At 58.4% G+C, this 17,011-nt stretch carries 17 protein-coding genes and 2 pseudogenes; 8 read left to right on the plus strand and 11 right to left on the minus strand.

The genetic code is table 11. The features are described 5' to 3' along the window. Positions 1-187: 187 nt before the first annotated feature. Positions 188-1,390: an MFS transporter gene (locus ACR3FE_RS26905; protein ID WP_458210931.1), complete on the minus strand. Its 1,203-nt coding sequence runs from the start codon at positions 1,388-1,390 to the stop codon at positions 188-190. A 187-nt stretch (positions 1,391-1,577) separates the two neighbouring features. Here ACR3FE_RS26905 and ACR3FE_RS26910 point away from each other — a divergent pair, with 187 nt between their 5' ends. The 3 genes from ACR3FE_RS26910 (at position 1,578) to ACR3FE_RS26920 (ending at position 3,583) form a co-directional block, all read left to right on the plus strand. Next, positions 1,578-1,931 (plus strand): hypothetical protein, encoded by a 354-nt coding sequence (locus tag ACR3FE_RS26910; RefSeq protein WP_458210932.1) that lies wholly within the window; start codon positions 1,578-1,580, stop codon positions 1,929-1,931. Between the two features lie 123 nt (positions 1,932-2,054). Continuing rightward, a complete protein-coding gene (locus tag ACR3FE_RS26915; protein WP_458210946.1) occupies positions 2,055-2,807 on the plus strand; it encodes a PQQ-binding-like beta-propeller repeat protein in 753 nt (250 codons plus the stop codon). After that, the gene (locus ACR3FE_RS26920; RefSeq protein ID WP_458210933.1) at positions 2,804-3,583 is read left to right on the plus strand and encodes a hypothetical protein; all 780 of its coding nucleotides are present in this window, start codon (positions 2,804-2,806) and stop codon (positions 3,581-3,583) included. Before ACR3FE_RS26915 ends, ACR3FE_RS26920 begins: the two co-directional genes overlap by 4 nt. Before the next feature lie 57 nt (positions 3,584-3,640). Here ACR3FE_RS26920 and ACR3FE_RS26925 read toward each other — a convergent pair whose 3' ends face one another. Further along, positions 3,641-4,063, minus strand: a complete 423-nt coding sequence (locus tag ACR3FE_RS26925; RefSeq protein WP_458210934.1) for an ArsR/SmtB family transcription factor — start codon at positions 4,061-4,063, stop codon at positions 3,641-3,643. 101 nt (positions 4,064-4,164) lie between these two features. Here ACR3FE_RS26925 and ACR3FE_RS26930 point away from each other — a divergent pair, with 101 nt between their 5' ends. Beyond that, on the plus strand, positions 4,165-4,782 hold the full coding sequence (locus ACR3FE_RS26930; RefSeq protein WP_458210935.1) for a DUF7509 family protein: 618 nt from the start codon (positions 4,165-4,167) through the stop codon (positions 4,780-4,782). A 73-nt stretch (positions 4,783-4,855) separates the two neighbouring features. On the opposite strand, the gene ACR3FE_RS26935 is transcribed toward ACR3FE_RS26930, so the two are convergent. The 3 genes from ACR3FE_RS26935 to ACR3FE_RS26945 all read right to left on the minus strand — a co-directional run bounded on the left by ACR3FE_RS26935 (position 4,856) and on the right by ACR3FE_RS26945 (position 9,637). Then, the gene (locus ACR3FE_RS26935) at positions 4,856-5,998 is read right to left on the minus strand and encodes a DUF1214 domain-containing protein (RefSeq protein WP_458210936.1); all 1,143 of its coding nucleotides are present in this window, start codon (positions 5,996-5,998) and stop codon (positions 4,856-4,858) included. Between the two features lie 505 nt (positions 5,999-6,503). Then, positions 6,504-7,646: a DUF1214 domain-containing protein gene (locus ACR3FE_RS26940; protein WP_458210937.1), complete on the minus strand. Its 1,143-nt coding sequence runs from the start codon at positions 7,644-7,646 to the stop codon at positions 6,504-6,506. A gap of 557 nt (positions 7,647-8,203) precedes the next feature. Further along, a complete protein-coding gene (locus tag ACR3FE_RS26945; RefSeq protein WP_458210947.1) occupies positions 8,204-9,637 on the minus strand; it encodes a cryptochrome/photolyase family protein in 1,434 nt (477 codons plus the stop codon). 377 nt (positions 9,638-10,014) lie between these two features. Between ACR3FE_RS26945 and ACR3FE_RS26950 the strand changes: the two genes are divergently transcribed. After that, entirely contained in the window at positions 10,015-11,679 is a 1,665-nt protein-coding gene (locus ACR3FE_RS26950; protein ID WP_458210938.1) for an MFS transporter, read from the plus strand. Positions 11,680-11,718: 39 nt separating this feature from the next. Here the strand turns inward: ACR3FE_RS26950 and ACR3FE_RS26955 are convergent, their stop codons facing one another. Next, positions 11,719-13,497, minus strand: coding sequence for a SulP family inorganic anion transporter (locus tag ACR3FE_RS26955; RefSeq protein ID WP_458210939.1), 1,779 nt, complete (start codon positions 13,495-13,497; stop codon positions 11,719-11,721). A gap of 211 nt (positions 13,498-13,708) precedes the next feature. On the opposite strand from ACR3FE_RS26955, the pseudogene ACR3FE_RS26960 reads away from it, so the two are divergent. Next, positions 13,709-13,846 (plus strand): annotated as a pseudogene (locus ACR3FE_RS26960) (IS200/IS605 family transposon protein TnpB); the annotation flags it as partial. Positions 13,847-13,989: 143 nt separating this feature from the next. Here ACR3FE_RS26960 and ACR3FE_RS26965 read toward each other — a convergent pair. Genes ACR3FE_RS26965 through ACR3FE_RS26975 form a run of 3 tightly spaced genes read right to left on the minus strand, consistent with a single transcriptional unit; the run spans position 13,990 to position 15,240 of the window. After that, the gene (locus ACR3FE_RS26965; protein WP_458210940.1) at positions 13,990-14,355 is read right to left on the minus strand and encodes a HalOD1 output domain-containing protein; all 366 of its coding nucleotides are present in this window, start codon (positions 14,353-14,355) and stop codon (positions 13,990-13,992) included. Then, positions 14,336-14,788, minus strand: coding sequence for a DUF7344 domain-containing protein (locus tag ACR3FE_RS26970; protein WP_458210941.1), 453 nt, complete (start codon positions 14,786-14,788; stop codon positions 14,336-14,338). The genes ACR3FE_RS26965 and ACR3FE_RS26970 overlap by 20 nt, the downstream gene beginning before the upstream one ends. 23 nt (positions 14,789-14,811) lie before the next feature. Then, complete coding sequence (locus ACR3FE_RS26975) at positions 14,812-15,240, minus strand: hypothetical protein (protein ID WP_458210942.1); 429 nt, start codon at positions 15,238-15,240, stop codon at positions 14,812-14,814. Positions 15,241-15,385: 145 nt separating this feature from the next. On the opposite strand from ACR3FE_RS26975, the gene ACR3FE_RS26980 reads away from it, so the two are divergent. Then, the gene (locus ACR3FE_RS26980; protein WP_458210943.1) at positions 15,386-15,598 is read left to right on the plus strand and encodes a hypothetical protein; all 213 of its coding nucleotides are present in this window, start codon (positions 15,386-15,388) and stop codon (positions 15,596-15,598) included. 256 nt (positions 15,599-15,854) lie between these two features. Here the strand turns inward: ACR3FE_RS26980 and ACR3FE_RS26985 are convergent, their stop codons facing one another. After that, positions 15,855-16,175 (minus strand): Sec-independent protein translocase subunit TatA/TatB, encoded by a 321-nt coding sequence (locus tag ACR3FE_RS26985; protein ID WP_458210944.1) that lies wholly within the window; start codon positions 16,173-16,175, stop codon positions 15,855-15,857. 354 nt (positions 16,176-16,529) lie between these two features. After that, positions 16,530-16,829, minus strand: coding sequence for a hypothetical protein (locus ACR3FE_RS26990; protein WP_458210945.1), 300 nt, complete (start codon positions 16,827-16,829; stop codon positions 16,530-16,532). 108 nt (positions 16,830-16,937) lie between these two features. On the opposite strand from ACR3FE_RS26990, the pseudogene ACR3FE_RS26995 reads away from it, so the two are divergent. Further along, positions 16,938-17,011 (plus strand): annotated as a pseudogene (locus ACR3FE_RS26995) (IS6 family transposase); the annotation flags it as partial.

Raw genomic sequence — 17,011 nt, forward strand, 5'->3', positions numbered from 1 at the left:
AGGAACGAGTGGCATGTCCTCCGTCTACTTCCCGCCCGCTCCCGATGGTGGCGACGCATCTCGGTCGTGGTGCGAACGTGGCAGTCATCACTTGCAACAATCGCGTCCTCTATTCAGCACGCTCGCTGAAACCTCTCTGGCAGCCGTCAGAACAACCCCACCAACTGCTGTCAGAAGATACGCGCTCTCAAGTGGGCTCGGGGGCGCGCAGCGCTAAGAGGACACCGATGAAGGCGACTCCACCGGCGACGAGGAACGCCGGGCCGTAGCCTGCACGGTCGATGATGGTGCCGGCGGCGATGGGTGCAGCAAACGCGCCCAACAGGCCAACGCTCGTCAGCAACGAAACAGCTGTGGTTCGCACCGCTGGCGGGACGAGTTCGGCGATGTACGAAAAGAGCAGTCCAGTGACGAGTTGGATGGCGAAGCCGACGACGACCACCGCCCCGCCGACGAGCCCAAGTTGCGAGACGAACGCGAAGGCGACGACGGCGGGTGTGGCGACAATGAACGACGACACGACAACGGGGCGACGTTTCCCGCTGAAAACTCGATCAGAGATGACACCGCTGCTTGACCGTCCAATCGCTCCGATCGCCGGGAATAGCGCGGTCAGCAGGCCGCTTGCCGCCAACGAGATGCCGAACCGGTTGACAAGGTAGCTCGGCAACCACGTGTTGACGAAGAGATACAGGGAGTAGGCGAGAAAGCAGAGCACACAAACGATCCAGACCGCCTGACTGGTGAACAATTCACGCAGCGCTGTGCGATCCGGCGCAGACGCATCGACGCCGGGGACGTGGTGACGGGTCGCGAGCAAGAAAATAGCGACACCGACGACGCCCATGGCGGCATATAGTGGGAGGATTGCAGGCCACCCGGCAACGGTTGCGATGAGGGGACTGCCGAACTGGCCGAGCGCGAATCCAACGGGCGCGCTTGCGGTAAACACGCCGACAGCGGTTGCCCGATGGTGAGATGCAACGGCGCTTCCGACGACGTTCGCACCCGCGTTCCAGAAGATAACATACGCGATCCCGCCGAGCACGCGCGAGACGAGCAACCAGAAATAGGTACCGGCGGTGGCCGCGTACCAGCCCCAGACACCCGCAACAACAAGTGCGATAGTGCCGAAGATGATCATCCGACGCACCGAAAAGCGGTCAATGGCGATGCCAGCGGGGACGCTGGTGACGACCGCGGTCGCGTACATAATGCTGACGAGCCACCCTGCCGTGCTCGCCTTGAGCTCGAGTGATTCTTGAATCACCGGCAAGACGCTCGCCGGGGCGATCTCATAGGCTGCGGCCGCTGTCGAAAGCACGAAAAAACCGATGAGCAGACCGAGCGTTTCGCGTTGAGAAGCTCCTGTGGTTGGGTGGTCACTCACAGTCTGTGTACCCGGTTCTCGGAGCGTCGTCAAACCCTTTCTGTTTCTTCATAAAGAAGTGGTTGAGCGACTACGTGGAGTGAAGCGCAGCCGAGCCGCCGATACTCTTTGAAATCAGCGAGGCCCTCTGTATACCATCGCATTGGTTCGTACCACCTATTTATATTATAAAATATAAATTCGTTGTATGGTTCCCAACGTCTCCCGCCGTCACGTCCTTGCCGTCTGCGGCGGGGTCGCTAGTTCCCTCTCGATCGGTTCGGCACTGTCGACAAACAGTTCACCAACCATAACCCAGCCAGCCGAGTCCGGCGAATGGCTGATGGAACAACACGATTCTGCCGGGACAGGGTATGCGAAAACAGCGAGTGGGCCACGGAATGGCGTCAGTGTCCGTTGGAAGCAACCACTCGACACAGACCTCGGATTCGCGTATCAGGCGACACCCATCGTCGCCGACGGCTACGTCTACGGCGTTGGCCGGGAACTCCTCTGTGTTGACGCCGAGAGTGGCGCAGTTGTCTTCCGCACCGATCGCTAGTTTTCGACTCCACCATCGGTTGCGACTGCCCAGGCGTATCGGTCGCCGACGCTTGCGTTTGCAACGCAGGATGGTGTTGAAGGACTGCATCCGACCGGTGGGCATACACTTGCAGGTGCTCGGATTGGACAAACTCGATGGCAGACATCCCGCGAGAATCACTCCGTTTTCTTTGGGAGTCCACCCCAGATACCGCCGGTGGCGGCTGACGGAACTGTGTTCGCCACTATTGTAGGCAATCTCCTCGCCGTAGACGCCAGTAGCGGCCGGATTCGGTGGCGTGGCGACGAGGGTGAGGGACGTCCCGCCGTTCGCGATGGAACTGTCTACGTCGCTTCGTTTAGCGAAGGGCTCATCGGATACGATACTGAGACAGGCGAGGAGTCGTTCTCGGTCGATAGCGGGGAATTTCGAGCGATATCGGTCACGGCTGCTCCTGAGTGTCTCGTCGTCGGGACGGACAGTGGGCTTGCTGCTGTCGAGTACGATGGAACGATTCGCTGGCAGTTCACGCCCCCCGACCTTGATCGTGATCATGGGACGGTCGCCGTCACCGAGGGAGTCGCATACGCCGGCTTTTGGGGCGACGAGCAGAAGCCGCTCGTCGCTGTCGACATCGCCGATGGAACCGAACGCTGGCGAAGCAATGCCGAACCCGAGGCAACGCCACAGTTCGCGCCGCCAGCAGTCGCTGACGGCGTTGTGTACGTTCCCGTCGAGGACAAGGGTCTCGCGGCGGTTGATGCCGCCGACGGGCACGTCCGGTGGCGCTTCTCGCGTGGTGAACGAGGGCTCCCGTATTCACCAGCCGCAATCGTTGGCGAGATACTCTACGTGCTCGGAAACGGCCATCTCTACGCACTGGAGGAAGCATGAACGGGACTCCCAACAAGACGACGACCGCAACCAGCCCGAACCCCACCGACCAGTCGATTTCGGCGGGAATGATTCTCACAGCCGCACTCCGTCGCCTGCGGACGACGCCATCTGCAGTTCTCGTCCTCGTAGTTGCTGGCGGCATCGTCACCGGGAGTGACTGGCTTCGGCTGCACGACCCGGTTCCGACGGGTGGATTCACCGGTGTTCAGAACGGCAAATTCTCCGTTGCATTCGGTATCGTCATCACGATCCTCTCACGTGCAACCGTCCCGCTTTCAGCACTCATCGATGTGAAAAGCCAGTGGCTCGCGTGGATCGTCGGACTGGAATTGCTCGGATACGTCGCCGTCGTCGGTGCTGGTGCATACGCGCTTGCCCGCCTCCTTGGCGTCTCACTCACCGCTCCCGCGCTCGTTCGCTATGCGGCCATTGTCGCACTACTGCGGTTCGTCCCAGGCAGAATCAACCTCCAAGGGACTGGATTGGTGCTGGCGATACCGTTGATCATCCTTGGATTCATGTTGCTGGTGCGGTTGTTTGCCCTGCCGGGACTGCTCGTCATGGGGTATTCAGTTCACTCCGCGCTCTCTCAAAGCTGGCAACTCGCAGTCGGTCGCGGCTGGGCATTGTTTGGCGTCATCCTCGTCGTGGGTGGGTTGAACCACCTACTCGCGAGCGCGCCCGTTGTCGGGCCACTCGGAAGTGGGCTCGCTGGGGTACTCCACGCCGGAACGGTTGCGGTCTTTCTTGACCAGACAGGTGCTGCGGAGTAGAGCCAGGAGTTTGTGATAATCTAAAATACGACTAGAGCAAAGGCTTGAGCTAATCGATTAAGCAGACTTCTCGTCATCCGTACTACTATCGTAGGCCTCACTGAAGTCCCACTCACGGCGAAGAAGTTCCTCAACGCCGTGTTCGAGGAGAACCTCACCAAGGACGGTCGCCTTGTAGTACGTATACAGCCCGCGACTGTCCCGCTCAGTTCGGATTCGTTTTTCGATGAGGCCGACATCCCGGAGTTTGTTGAGGTGGTAGTGGAGCGTGCTGTCGTCGATATCCATCATTTCGTCAAGTTGCGTGGGAGAGAGCTCGCCGCCATGGACGAGTCGATAGACGATCTCGAACCGAGTGCGCTCGCCGATTGCAGCCTGCATCGCGAGGTACTCGTCGAGGGAAAGCACGCTTGTCTCCGGAAGAAGATCGGCGGGATCCTCCGGAGCGTCCTTGCCGACGCGCGTGTTTTTCGTTGCCATCGTGATGAAGACTACGTGGGCACGCACCTTAGTCCTTGTCAAGCCAATATCTGCTGAAAACCTGTGTCTTTATAAAGTGGAGGTGATTCGGTTCGAGTGAGATGGCGGAAATCACGCGAGACACCATCGCCAGCCGCCTTGGCAGTGTCAAATACGATCGATTTCTTCTGTATGTGATGGGGCCATACAAATCTTTCAATTTGAACTATGTGCTGAGCGATGAGGAGCTAGAACGTGTGGACGTTGCAGAGCTCCCTGGCCCGTTTCGACGGTTGTTCCAGAACAAGGATACAATTGATGAAGCGGAAGCTCTCTTGCGGCGCGTTCAGGGAGGGCTTCGGACGAATCCGGGAGTGAATGCATTCTTGGCAGTCGATATCGATATCGACACAGACGAGATCGACGCAGTCACACAGAGCATCGAGTACTCGCGCTGTGCCAATGCGACGGTGTTTGTCGTTCCGTTCCTTGGGCATAATTTCGGAGTCGGTGAAGAGGCGGGTAGCGTCTTGGAAAATCTCGCAGAGAGTCACGGCGATAGAATTGTCTTTATCCACGAAGCGAATGTAACCAGTGAGATGATTCGCTCGGCGCGCACGCGATGGGATTTACGCGTCGAAACCTACGAGACGGAATCAGAACTCACCGATAGAATTCGATCGTTCGCCAGTACGATCATGAACCGCGAGCGATTCGGTGATTTAGAATTTCTCGAATAACGGACGAGCGACGGTCGACATTGCAGCGACTTAGTCGCCAATGACGATCGCGGCTACTAGCCGCCTGCTTGCCTCACTCGACCGGCTGGGCCTCGGGGAACTGATAGTTCCCGTTGATGATTGGCTTGCGCGGTTGGTAGAGCCGGACGACGTAGTGCCAGTCTTTTGGCGTGTAGAGGAAATTCGGCTGATTGGGGTCCCCACCGAAGTGGATGGTGACACTGCCGTCATCGGCTTGCTCTGCGGTCACGTTGTTAATCGTGTACGCGTCGTACTTGTTCTTCTCGAAGTAGAAGTCACGGTTGTAGACGCTGACCGACCAGAATCCGTCGACAGGAACATTCTTGACGGTGAGTTCATATGGCGTCTGACCGTCGTTCTTGGCGGGAGTCTCTGTGAGGATTACTGCTTCCGACGGCTCCGGAACGCCGGTCCACCCTGCCGTACTGGCGATGAAAAATTTCACGGGGTCGACCTCGCCGATGTCACCAAACGCGTCCGAGAGGTTGTCTACCGTGAGCGCGACTGTTTTAAGCGCATTGTTGATCTCTTCGAACGATTGGGGATCCCAGTTGGGAATCTCGAATGACCCGGCTGATGACTGATCCACGGCGATCTCGTCCTGGAGTTTCCGAACTTGTTCCAGATCGTCCGGATTGTCTGGGTCGACAAATGTGCGGATCTCGACGCCAGCATACCGAGTCTCTACCATATCTTGTGTGATCGTGTACTGGCCAGGGTCGTAGACACACATCTTCCCATATTGTTCTTCATTCTGTACATTCATCGACTGATATCGGTCACCGCTGTCTGGTTTGGTGATGGTGACTGGCTCGGTCAGATCGAACACCCCCAATGAGTAGAGCGTGTCACGATTCTCCTCGGGGGCAATTTGCTCATCAATGGGGCCGAGATTTCGATAGTGATAGAACTGTCCGAATCCGCCCTTGTTGACGTTTAACTGGAATACAGCATGACAGCTAGCTCGTGGATAGTTCGCCCATGTCACTGGAACCGTCTCGGTTTTGTCTGCCGTCTGTTGCTCGGCTTGGTTGGTAGTCTGGCTCGGCGTGTCTTGGTCAGCGCTGGCACTACCGATGCCCATCGCAAGTAAGCCGGTGAGTCCTGCCCCGCGAAGCGCGGTGCGGCGGGTTGCCCGCAATGGTTCGGAGTTCAATTCTGCGTCAGCCGGCGTGTTATGTGTGTCTTTGTCCATGGCTCATGCCTCTCGTTCTCTCACTCGTCGCCCAACAGCACTGCCCTACCCAACTCCCACTCTCGTACGACAACTCCAGATAAAGAGATGGTGGTGAAATTGCATAACGTACATATATAATAGAAGTGTCAATTGTTGGGCGACTAATTCAGTTGGAATCTGAAATCGGTTTTCTCGCCACCGAGCAGCCAGATTTGTTCTGTTTTGAGATTGTGAGCGTGCTGATTCGCGTCTCGTATCTTGCACCAGCTTGATAAGTCACCGAGCTGCTGTCACACCCGGCTTGCTGAATATAGAGGATGCGTTCAGCACGACCGTCAGTAAACCGCCTCGGGTCAAGTGGTTCGAGAGACACCGTCTCTCGTCATTACCGGAAGACGTCGTCTTCCGAACGACCTCGGGGCACTCGGCCTGCTCCGCCTGTAGAAGATGAGAAAATTCGAAATTCGCTATTACAGCAAAACGGTCGCCAATAGCGCTCACAGCTGCTAGCCGACCGCTTCCCTCACTCGACCGGTTGGGCTTCTGGGAACTGATAACTCCCGTTGATGATTGACTTGCGCGGTTCGTAGAGCCGGACGATATAGTGCCATCCGTCTGGCGTGTAGATGAAGTTCGACTGGTCGGGGTCGCCGCCAAAGTTGATCGTGACACTACCGTCATCGGCTCGTTCTGCGGTCACGTTGTTGACCGAATACGCATCGTATTTGTTTTTCTCGAGGAAGAGGTCGCGGTTGTAGACGGTGACCGACCAGAACGCGTCGACGGGGACATTTTGGACAGTGAGTTCGTATGGCGTTGTGCCGTCATTCTGGGTGGGAATCCGTTGGAGGAAGAGCGCCTCCGACGGCTGCGGGACGCCGGTCCACCCCGACGGACTGGCGACGAAAAATTTCACCGGATCGACCTGACCGACGTCACCATACGCGCCCGAGAAATTCTCGAGCGTGATAAAGACTGTCGTGAGCGCCTCGTCGAGTTGTTTGAATGATTGTGGATCCCAGTTGGGAATCTCGAACGAGCCAGCCGATGCTTGTTCCACGCCGATCTCGTCCTGGAGTTGCCTGACTTGCTTCACATCGTCCGGATCGGTAGGATTAGCAAACATGCGGATCAGGACGCCAGCATACCGAGTCGCTACCATATCTTGTGTGATTGTGTACGTTCCAGGTTCAGTGACACTCAGCTTCACATATTGGTCCTCGTTCTGAACATTCATTGACATATATCGGTCACCGGTGTCTGGGAGCGTGATGGTGACTGGCTCGGTCAGATCGAACACCCCGAGTGAGTAGATTGTGTCACGATTTGGCTCGACGTCTAACTGCTCATCGACAGGAGTTATATTTCTGAAATTATAGAGCTGTCCGAACCCGCCCTGGTCGACGGCTGCCTGGAATGCAGCATGACAGTTGGCGCGTGGGTAGTTCGCCCATGTCACCGGGACTGCATCGGTATCGTCCGTCGTCTGTTGCTCGGCTTGGTTGGTGGTCTGGGTCGGTGTGTTTTGGCGAGCACTGGCACTACCGACACCCATTGCGAGTAAGCCGGCGAGCCCCGCTCCTTGAAGTGCATTTCGGCGGGTTGTTTGCAGCAGGTTCGAATCCGATTCTGCGTCAGCGGTTGTATCGTGTTTCTCTTTGGTCATGGTTGGTCCCTGGTTTTCTCTCCCGCAGTACTGACAGCACTCCCCACCCAACTCCTACCCTCGTACGACAATCTCCTATAAAGAGATGATGGTGGTAAAACATAAATTTATTACATAATGGCACAAGTAATTGTTGAACAACCGATTCATTCACAAAACAGCCACACAGAACATGCCATCTCATACTGGAGAAGAGATGAAGATGGCAAAAAAACATCATATCTTCACACTAGTGATTGCTCTGTCTCTCACGTCAGCTTCGGTGGGGCCTCTACATTGAAGTCGACGGAATACTCAACGACACCCTTCTACCCTGTTCACGTGTTCTTAGACTGGAACTGCTCGCCGTACTGGTGTTCAAGCCACTCCCAGGCATGCGATCAGCCTTCGATTTGGAGTAGACGGGTCGCTACGTTCGAGATTTCCGGAATCTGAGGGCCTCAATCCCGTTGTATTTGGTCTGACATTGAAATTTCGTCGCTTCGGTGTCCCCGCCCCTGAAAACAAGCCCTGCCGTGTCCTCGTGGTCCTGATGGCGCCACTCCTCTCGTGCCCCGTCAGCCATCGCCGTGTGCGGCCTCAAACGCAGCGATGGCCCGCTCGCGGCGCTCGGCGTGGTCAACGATGGGAGCGGGATAGTCGGGCGCGATAGCGGCGCGCTCCTTGTCGTCCAGCGCGGGCCACTCGTGGATGGCGTCAGTTGGCGCATCCCGGAGTTCGGGAACGTACTCCCGGACGTACTCGCCGTCGGGGTCGTACTTTTCAGCCTGGGACGCTGGGTTGAAGACGCGAAAGTACGGCGGGGCGTCTGTTCCCGTCGAGGCGGCCCACTGCCAGCCGCCGGCGCCGTTCGCGGTGTCGTGGTCCGCAAGCTTTCGACGATACCAGTCGTATCCCTCGCGCCAGTCTATCAGCAGATCCTTGGTGAGGAACGCGGCGGCCACCATCCGGACGCGGTTGTGAATCCACCCCTCGTCGCGCAACTGCCGCATCCCGGCGTCGACGAGCGGGTAACCGGTCTCACCGTCCTTCCACGCCCGGAGCCCCTCAGGATCATCGCGCCACTGGATTTCGTTCGGGAACTCGCGGTAGTTCTCGATAACTATGTCGGGGCGCGCGTCGAGGACGTGCGCGTAGAACTCCCGCCAGGCGAGCATTCGCCGGAATGCTTCGACCGACTCCCGGGCGTCCCCGTTGCTCGCGGCAGCCGCCGCGTCCTCAGTGGCCTTCCAAACCGTCCGGACGCCGACTGTCCCGAACTTCAGGTGCGGCGAGAGGCGCGAGGTCGCTTCCCGGGCGGGATAGGCGCGGTCGTCCCCGTAGCGGTAGATAGTGTCCTCGCGGAAGTCGGCGAGTAGGTCGTGGGCGATGTCAGTACCCGCTGGCTGTACGTCGGCTTCGGGTTCGTCGAAGCCTAAGTCGGCGAGTGACGGGAGCGGGCCGGCGGTATCGGAGGCTTCGCCGAGCCACTCCTCGCCAATGCTGTCGCGCGGGTCGACAACGTCACCGCGAACCGGCGCGGCGACGGGGGCGGGCTTCTCTCGGTTACGCCACTGCCGCCAGAAGTACGAGAAGACAGAGTAGTGGTTTCCGTCGTTCGGCCTGATGGTCTCTGGTTCGTGGAGGAGAATGTCATTGAACTGCTCGATGTCGACGTCGGCGTCGGCGAGTGACGCCTCGACCGCTTGGTCGCGTTCGGCTGCCAGTCCGGAGTAGTCGCGGTTCCAGGTGACCGCGTCGGCGTCGCAGGCCGCGGCGAGATCGGGAAGCACCGCGCTTGGGTCGCCGCGGGCGAGAAGCAGTTCACCGCCGCGCTCGCGGTATTGCTCGCGCAATGAATCGAGCGCATCGAGCAGGAACGACACCACGGGCGGCGCGCCGTAGGCGAGTATCGCAGGATCGTGGACGAACACCGGAAGCACGCGGTTGTCGCCCGCCAGCGCCGGGTTGTCGGTTACACAAAGGTCGCGGCGGTGCCAGTGGAGTTGTATACTGGAGTCTTGGCGAGCGCTGGCACTACCGCCCATCGCAAGAAAGCCGGCGAGCCCCGCCCCGCGAAGCGCAGTGCGGCGGGTCGCTTGTAGCGAGTTGGAATCCGATTCTATGTCAGCGGGCGTGTCGTGTGTCTCGTGACTCATGGTTGGTGTCTTTTGTTCTCTCGTGTGGTGCCCACAGCACTGCCCCACCTACTCCCGCTCTCGTACGACAATTCTCATTAAATAGTTGATGGTAGAAAAACATAATTTTCTGATATAATGATGGTGAGAACTGTTGAACGACCGATTCAGCCGTTCCAAGAGGTTCGATCGGCACTCGACGATTGAACCACGTCCATGATATTTGATGGTCAAAAGCGTTAGACCACTGTATGGCCCCAGATGAGTCTCCTTCCAACGATAGTAGTTCTTTCTCTGCGGATTCGAAGACGGGATTACAATACTGGGGGCCAGCGATCGCGGTGAACCTCTCGATGTTCGTTGTGAGTATCAATTCGGCCCTGATGAACGTGGCGGTGCCTGCGATTGTGGCGGAGTTCGACACCACGGTCACCGTGGTTCAGGGAGCGATCTCGTTCTACTCGCTGGTGATCGCTGCGCTGGTTCTTCCCGGTGGCAAAGTGTCGTCCCTGTATGATATCAGGCGCCTGACGGCAGTTACATTAGTCGTCTATGGCGTCGGGACGCTGCTGGCGACCATTAGCTGGAACCCCATCGTGCTCTTCGTCGGCTGGTCAGTCATCGAAGGCATCGCGGCCGCTGTGTTGCTTCCCCTGACCTACACCGTACTGATGTTCAGTTACGACGGGGACGACCGGGCGAAGACACTCGGACTGTTGGCCGGCGTGAGCGCGATCGGGGCGGTCGTCGGACCGATCATCGGCGGGGCACTGACGACCTACGCCAGTTGGCGGTGGGGGTTCGCGCTCCAGCTCGTTGTCGTGGCGGCGACCCTCTTCTTTGTCCGGTATCTCCAGCCGGGCCGGCTGAAGGAAACGCGCGGATCGCTAGACGTCGGTGGGGCGGTTCTCTCCATCGTTGGTGCGGCGACGCTCGTCACGGGATTCCTTCTTAGCGGGAAGTACGGGTGGCTACTCGTGAGGCGACCGTTTTTCGTCGGCGACGTGCAGTTCAACCCGTTCGGCACGTCGCCGGCGATCTGGTTCCTTGGGGGCGGACTGCTCGCGTTCGCCGCGTTCGTCCAGCACGAACGTCGGATGGAACGCGCCGAACGGGAGCCGCTCGTTCCGCTGGACGTGCTGACGAACGGACGTCTCGTATCGGGCGTCGTCACGTACAGTTTCCGCTCGGTCGTCATGGCCGGGTTCATGTTCATCGTCCCGGTCTATCTCCAGGCGGCGCTCGGCCACACCGCCTTCGAAGCCGGGCTCGCGATGCTTCCGTACTCCCTCGCGACGCTCGTCTTCTCGTCGTTCACGACCGGCTGGCGTACGTACCTCTCGCCGAAGACGCTCGTCCAGGCCGGCATCGTGTTCATGGGCCTCGGACTGATGCTGTTATATCGGGGGACGGGGCCTTCACAGACGATAGCCGGGATGATCGTCCCGATGACGCTCGTCGGAACTGGACTCGGGCTCCTGATGGGACAGATAGTAAATATGACGTTGTCCGCTGTCCCGACCGCGAACTACGCCGAGGCGTCCGGCGTCCTGCAAACGGGCAGCTCGATGGGATTCTCCCTGGGGACGGCAGTTGTCGGTTCGCTCCTGCTCGGACGGTTCTACGGCAGCGTCGTCGACGGCGTCCTGCGAACGCAGGAGGTGACGATCTCGATGGAGCAGCGGTACGAGTTGGTGATCGCGCTCGAAGACGCCGCGGAGACGGCAACCGAGGCCACGCAGCAGCAGTTCCTGACCCAACTCACGCCTCCACAACGACAATTACTCGAAGGTATCTTTGCGGATGCGATGTTCGACGCACAGCAGGCGGCACTGCTCCTCCTCGTACTGTTCGTACTGCTCATGCTCGTTGCATCGACGTTCCTGCCGCGTTCCCTGCCCCCAACCGAAGAGTAAGCTACCACGCCCTCAAGGGCGTGGCATCTGGAATCCCGATCAGGCCGCTGGCTCCGCTCTCCAGCGGTCGATGACGTCATCGACCGATTCCTCGATCTTCACGCCGCCAACGTTCGCTGCGAGTCCCGTCGATTCGAACATCCGGACAACGTCGGACTCCGCTCCCGCAAAACGGAGGTCGATGCCACGCGATTCGAGGTTCTGTTGGAGTTTCTCCAGCATCTGTGCGGCCCCGAAGTCCACTGTCGGGGACGAAGTGAGATCGAAGACGACCAGTTCGACGTCGGAGTCGCGTTTCTTAAGACGGTCAAGGAGATCGATCCGAACCGTATCCGCGTTCGCATAGAACAGTTCGGCTTCGACGCGGTAGACAAACACGTCTGTGCTGGTCGTCGCCGCCGGGTACACGTCGAGAGCGATGAATTGATCTGTCCCGTCTATCTGACCGAGTTCGTGTGTTGCTGGATGACTGACCCGAGAGATTGCGACCAACAACGAAAGGACGACACCGACATAGATGCCCCAGAGCATCCCGACTGTGAGAACCCCAAATACGGCTGCCATCGCGATGGCGAACTCGCTTTTGCTTACCCGGTACAGCTGCTGGATCGCCGGTATGTCGATGAGACCCTTGACGGCGACGATGACGATCGATGCGAGGATCGTTTCCGGGAGACTCGTGAACACGCCAGTGAGAAAGAGAAGGACGACGACGAGAACGATAGCGACGACGGCATTCGTGAGTTGTGTCTTGCCACCGACGGAGTCGTTGAGCGCCGACCGCGAAAAACTGCCGCCGACAGCGAATCCACCACCGAGGCCGGCAGCGAGGTTGGCACCGCCATCAGCCAGCAGTTCCTGATTCGCATCGGTGTCGTAGTCGTGGCGTCGGGCGAACGTCTCGACTGCGCCGATGCCTTCGACGTACGAGAGGAGGAACAACGCGGCGGCGATGGGGACGAGGGTACCCAGCGTCGAGACATCGGGTATCGCTGGAACCGTCAGCGAGGGCAGACCGCTCGGAATCGACCCAACGATGTCGACGCCACGGGCCTGCAGATTGGTCACCGACATGAGCACGATCGCGAGGACGACGACGACGAGTGCGGTCGGAAAACGCGGTACGAACCGCTCACCGAGGACGAGCACCACGATGCCCGCGACGCCGACGGCTAGCGTTTCGGGGTTTGTCATACCGAGATGAGTAACGGTGTACCATACCCGTCCGAAGAAAGTTTGCCCGAAGAAACCGCCCGCCGCGCTGCTCTCGATGCCGAATAGTTTGGTGAGTTGGGTGGACATAATGTACAACGCCGCTCCGGCGGAAAACCCAGTGAGCACCGACCCCGAAATGAAGTGGACGAGAAAGCCTAACCGGAACGCCCACGCAACAACTGCGATGACACCCACGAGAAGCGTCGTCACGATGACGAGCGACGCGTACGAGGCGGTGTTCCCGGCTGCAGCATACCCGACGCCACTCGCGAGCAGGATCGCTAGTGCCGAGGTCGGTCCTACGATGACTTGCCGAGAGGTGCCGAGAACGAGGTAGGCGATGACGGCCATCAACCCGGCATACAAGCCTGTCTCTGGTGGCAAGTTCGCCAGCGACGCGTACGCCAACCCTTCGGGAATGACCGACGCCGCAACGGTAATTCCCGCAACGATATCCAGACGAAGCCACGACGTGTCGTACTGCGGAAGCCACTTGAACACCGGGAGGATCGACGAGAATCGGTGGCTGATTCGTTTTTGGAGGCGTTCCGATTCCATTTCCGATTCCGCGTCAGCCGTCGTGTCGTGTGTCTTTTTGCTCATCGTTGGGATCAGTTTTTCTCGCGCGCAGTGCCGACAGCACGGCCCACCCAGCTCGCGCTCTCTTTCGACACCCCCGTATAAAGAGGTGATGATAAAACAACATAAAATACTGATATAATGGTGGTGAGAACTGTTGAACGACCTCTTCAGCCGGAATCCGACGTAAAACTTCTTCCATCGGGATAACCTCCTGCACGGCGGTCGGCTCCCTTACGAGGATTCGCTGACGTGCCCGTGCGGGTTTGAGGGGCACGCGGATCTCGTAGCGTCGGAATCGTTCCTGAGACGGCAGCACAACGCGGTTGGGTCGATGACACGGCCCATATACCTCAAGTGGAACAATCACGATTGACGGGATCACCATAGCCCGCCCTCCACCGCGGAGACACCGGCTAACGAGGACTACACAAGCCAGAGTACCGCCACAAGCGGGAATGTCGCTCTCGGGGCTCAGACGACTGAGACTCCCACGACTTCAGTCGTGGGTGGAGGTCAAGAGCGGTCAGCGTCGGTCGATTCGTAGACCTGAATCCACCCGCCACTGCCGACTGTCACCCGATACTCGGTATACTGGAACTCGACGGTGCCGACACCCTGGCGGTCTTCACCGGCCACCGCTGGCCCGAAGAAGGTCTCTTCGAGGGCTGCCGCATCAATACATTCGTACACCGGTGGTGATGTCACCTCGCTGGGAGCGACGCCCTCGGCCTCGGCGATGGCGAAGACGAGTGCCGTCGTGAGTTCTCCGTCCTGGGCTGGATCGTAGTGGCGCTGTGCAACCTGCGTCCAGTGTGATCCACCGTCAATCGTTGAGCTGTCGTTGCCGGTTGTTCCGCCGCTAGTGTTCCTCCTCGTCATCCATGTCCCTCCGTGCGTGTGCTTCTTGGTTAGCGTCGAGGCTCGCCCCGATGCCTTCGAGTGCGGTCTGGACTTGCGCTGCATGCTCGCCAGCACTGATCGTCTCGCTCACGTCATCGAACGTGATAACCGACTCATCGACGAGTTTCGGCACGTGCGCGTGATAGAGCGAGGCGTACACCCGTTCCCATTGTAAGTGCGTGACCGCCTGTTCGGCAACGTCGTTCTCCCATGCAGCAAGTTTCGTTGCGAGCTCGGTCAGCGACCATTCTGTGTCTTCGAGCAGCGTGTAACAAAGATACCGACGCCGGGGATGGCCCAGCGCGGTGTACACGTGGTCGATCTCGAGGATGTCTGGCGGGAGTGCGTGCCCACCCGCTTGTGTGGACGACGCGGATTTCGCTGTGTCGTCCCGGTTGCTCTCGTCACCCATGGTATAGCGTAACGCAGTCGAACTCATAAGGTGACGACGATGCCGAAGATGGGGCCAGAGATCATCGCCATGGTACCGGACTGACGATGCTCCCTCGCCCGTTCTGGGTTCCGCGACATCCCGGCGCGGGCGTGTTTGAAACCACCGTAGAGCAAGCCACCGAGGAATAGCACGCCAGCACCAGTCTGGGCCGCCCACTCGAACAGGTCGATGGCGGGCGTCCCACACAGGCCATTACTGCTCGTCTGAGCGGCTGCAAGTCCCGTCATCGAGACGAGGGCGAGCATGGCAGTCACGGTTGGTGTCAGAACACGCGAATCAGTGGTGAGCCGTCGAATGACGCTCTTGCTGACTCGACCGGCGACAGCGCACGTTCGGGAATCGTCTGGCGTCAGTTGCGGACTCACTCGTTCGAGGTCATCCTGATCGGGGAGGGGCAATCTGTGTCTCATGGTTCTACGAATCGTAGTATGAATCGTAAAACAATATATTCTTTGTATAGTAGAATAGAGTTTACGCCGATTCGTAGGATAATTCGTACGAGAATCATCGCCAAATATGTAGAATAATATAGCAAGCGTGTACAGAGGGAAGCAAATGGAATTGACTGCCCTCGATGAAGCGATCCTCGATGAACTCAACGAAGGAGCGCGCACCCAAGGGTTTCTCGTCGACGCGACGGAAAAACCGCGGTATAAGGTTCACGAACGGCTCAAACTGCTCACTGCGGTAGGGTACGTAGAGAATATTCACGAGAATACGGCACTCTACGAATTACAGGTTGATCCCCGGAACGACGGCGATGAATAAAGAAACAGGAGATAGTTTTTCAGTGGGTGACGCATCTTCGTGTCAGTTTATTCTTTTCTAAGCGGAAGTAAACAATCCCGGGAGCATGCTATCTATCTGTGTGCAGCACTTCCCCAACCATCAGTTCGAGTACCCAGGAGTCATTCGTGTCGGTCGTAGCGATGAGGATTCGGTGTCGGTGTCCGTCACCGTCTCGTCGTCCATCCGGATTCGGTGTCGGCGGATTCGGTGTCGGCGGATTCGGTGTCGGTGTCCGTCACCGTCTCGTCGTCCATCCGGATTCGGTGTCGGCGGATTCGGTGTCGGTTTCCGTCACCGTCTCGTCGTCCACCCGCGTCCCCGGCTCGTCGTCGTCGATCTCAGTGCTACCGGCGGACGACGTCCCTGCCTCCTGCATCTCGCGGAGTTCGTTCTCGACTTCCTGACGGCCTTTCTTGAACTCGCCCATCGCCTCGCCTGTCGAGCGCGCGAGCTTCGGAATCTTGTTTGCACCAAAGAGCAGAACCGCGATAAGCAAAATCACCGCGAGCTCCATCCCACCGGGAACCGGGCCGAATAGTGGTATCATTCTGTACATCCTCTAACTGTGGTTCCCCACTCGCAATTATGGCTTATTAGGCTTCCGAATTGTGACCTCCTCCCCGTCGTAAACGACGGGGCTTCCCACAAGCCGAAGCCCGCTGAGTTGGGAACTTACGTTTACACACCGACGGGGTGCTGGCGGGGCCACGCAGCCGTTATCCCTATCCGGCAGTGGGGTCAGGGTTCTGCCCTGCTGACTCAGGAGTATCTTGGTTGTTTTGCGTCGGTCAGGATCCAGTACGGCCACCGACCACGTAAATCTGCTGTGCGGCGATTCACCCCCGCCGGAAACGGCGGAATTCTCTCGCCTCAAGAAGATAGCGAACGAAGTAGAAACGAGCGAGCCCTCTCAATCGCCATAAACTGGGTCAAAAAGTGAGACAATCGAAATGATCTGATATGTAGCACCAGCTGAGTTCGACTCGTTCTTGAATTGGGAGATATTATCACCCGAGGCAGTGAATGTAGCAAAGATCCAGACATTCTGAAGAACGAAAGGGGGCCTGACGAGGTTATGGACACTCTCCCTCTGTATCGCCATGCTTGAGGTGGTTGTCCACAGCTTTCGGCGGAACGTATATGGTTTCCCCATCATGGCAGACTGGAACCCTATTTTGACCGGGAGCTTGACCACTGCTGCCAGGTGCATCACACGCATCTCCAATCCCATCACCATCGAAATCTGCTTGATCCGGATTAAATACGTCCGGACGGCACTGTCTAGATAAGGACGAGCAGGTCGAAGAGCTAGTGATTCATGCTACTCTCGAACCTGCTCAAAAAGAGTTTAGAGACGGCTACGCTTGAATGTTGGGAGCGTGAGCGGACGGA

This window comes from Haladaptatus rarus (assembly GCF_054177585.1).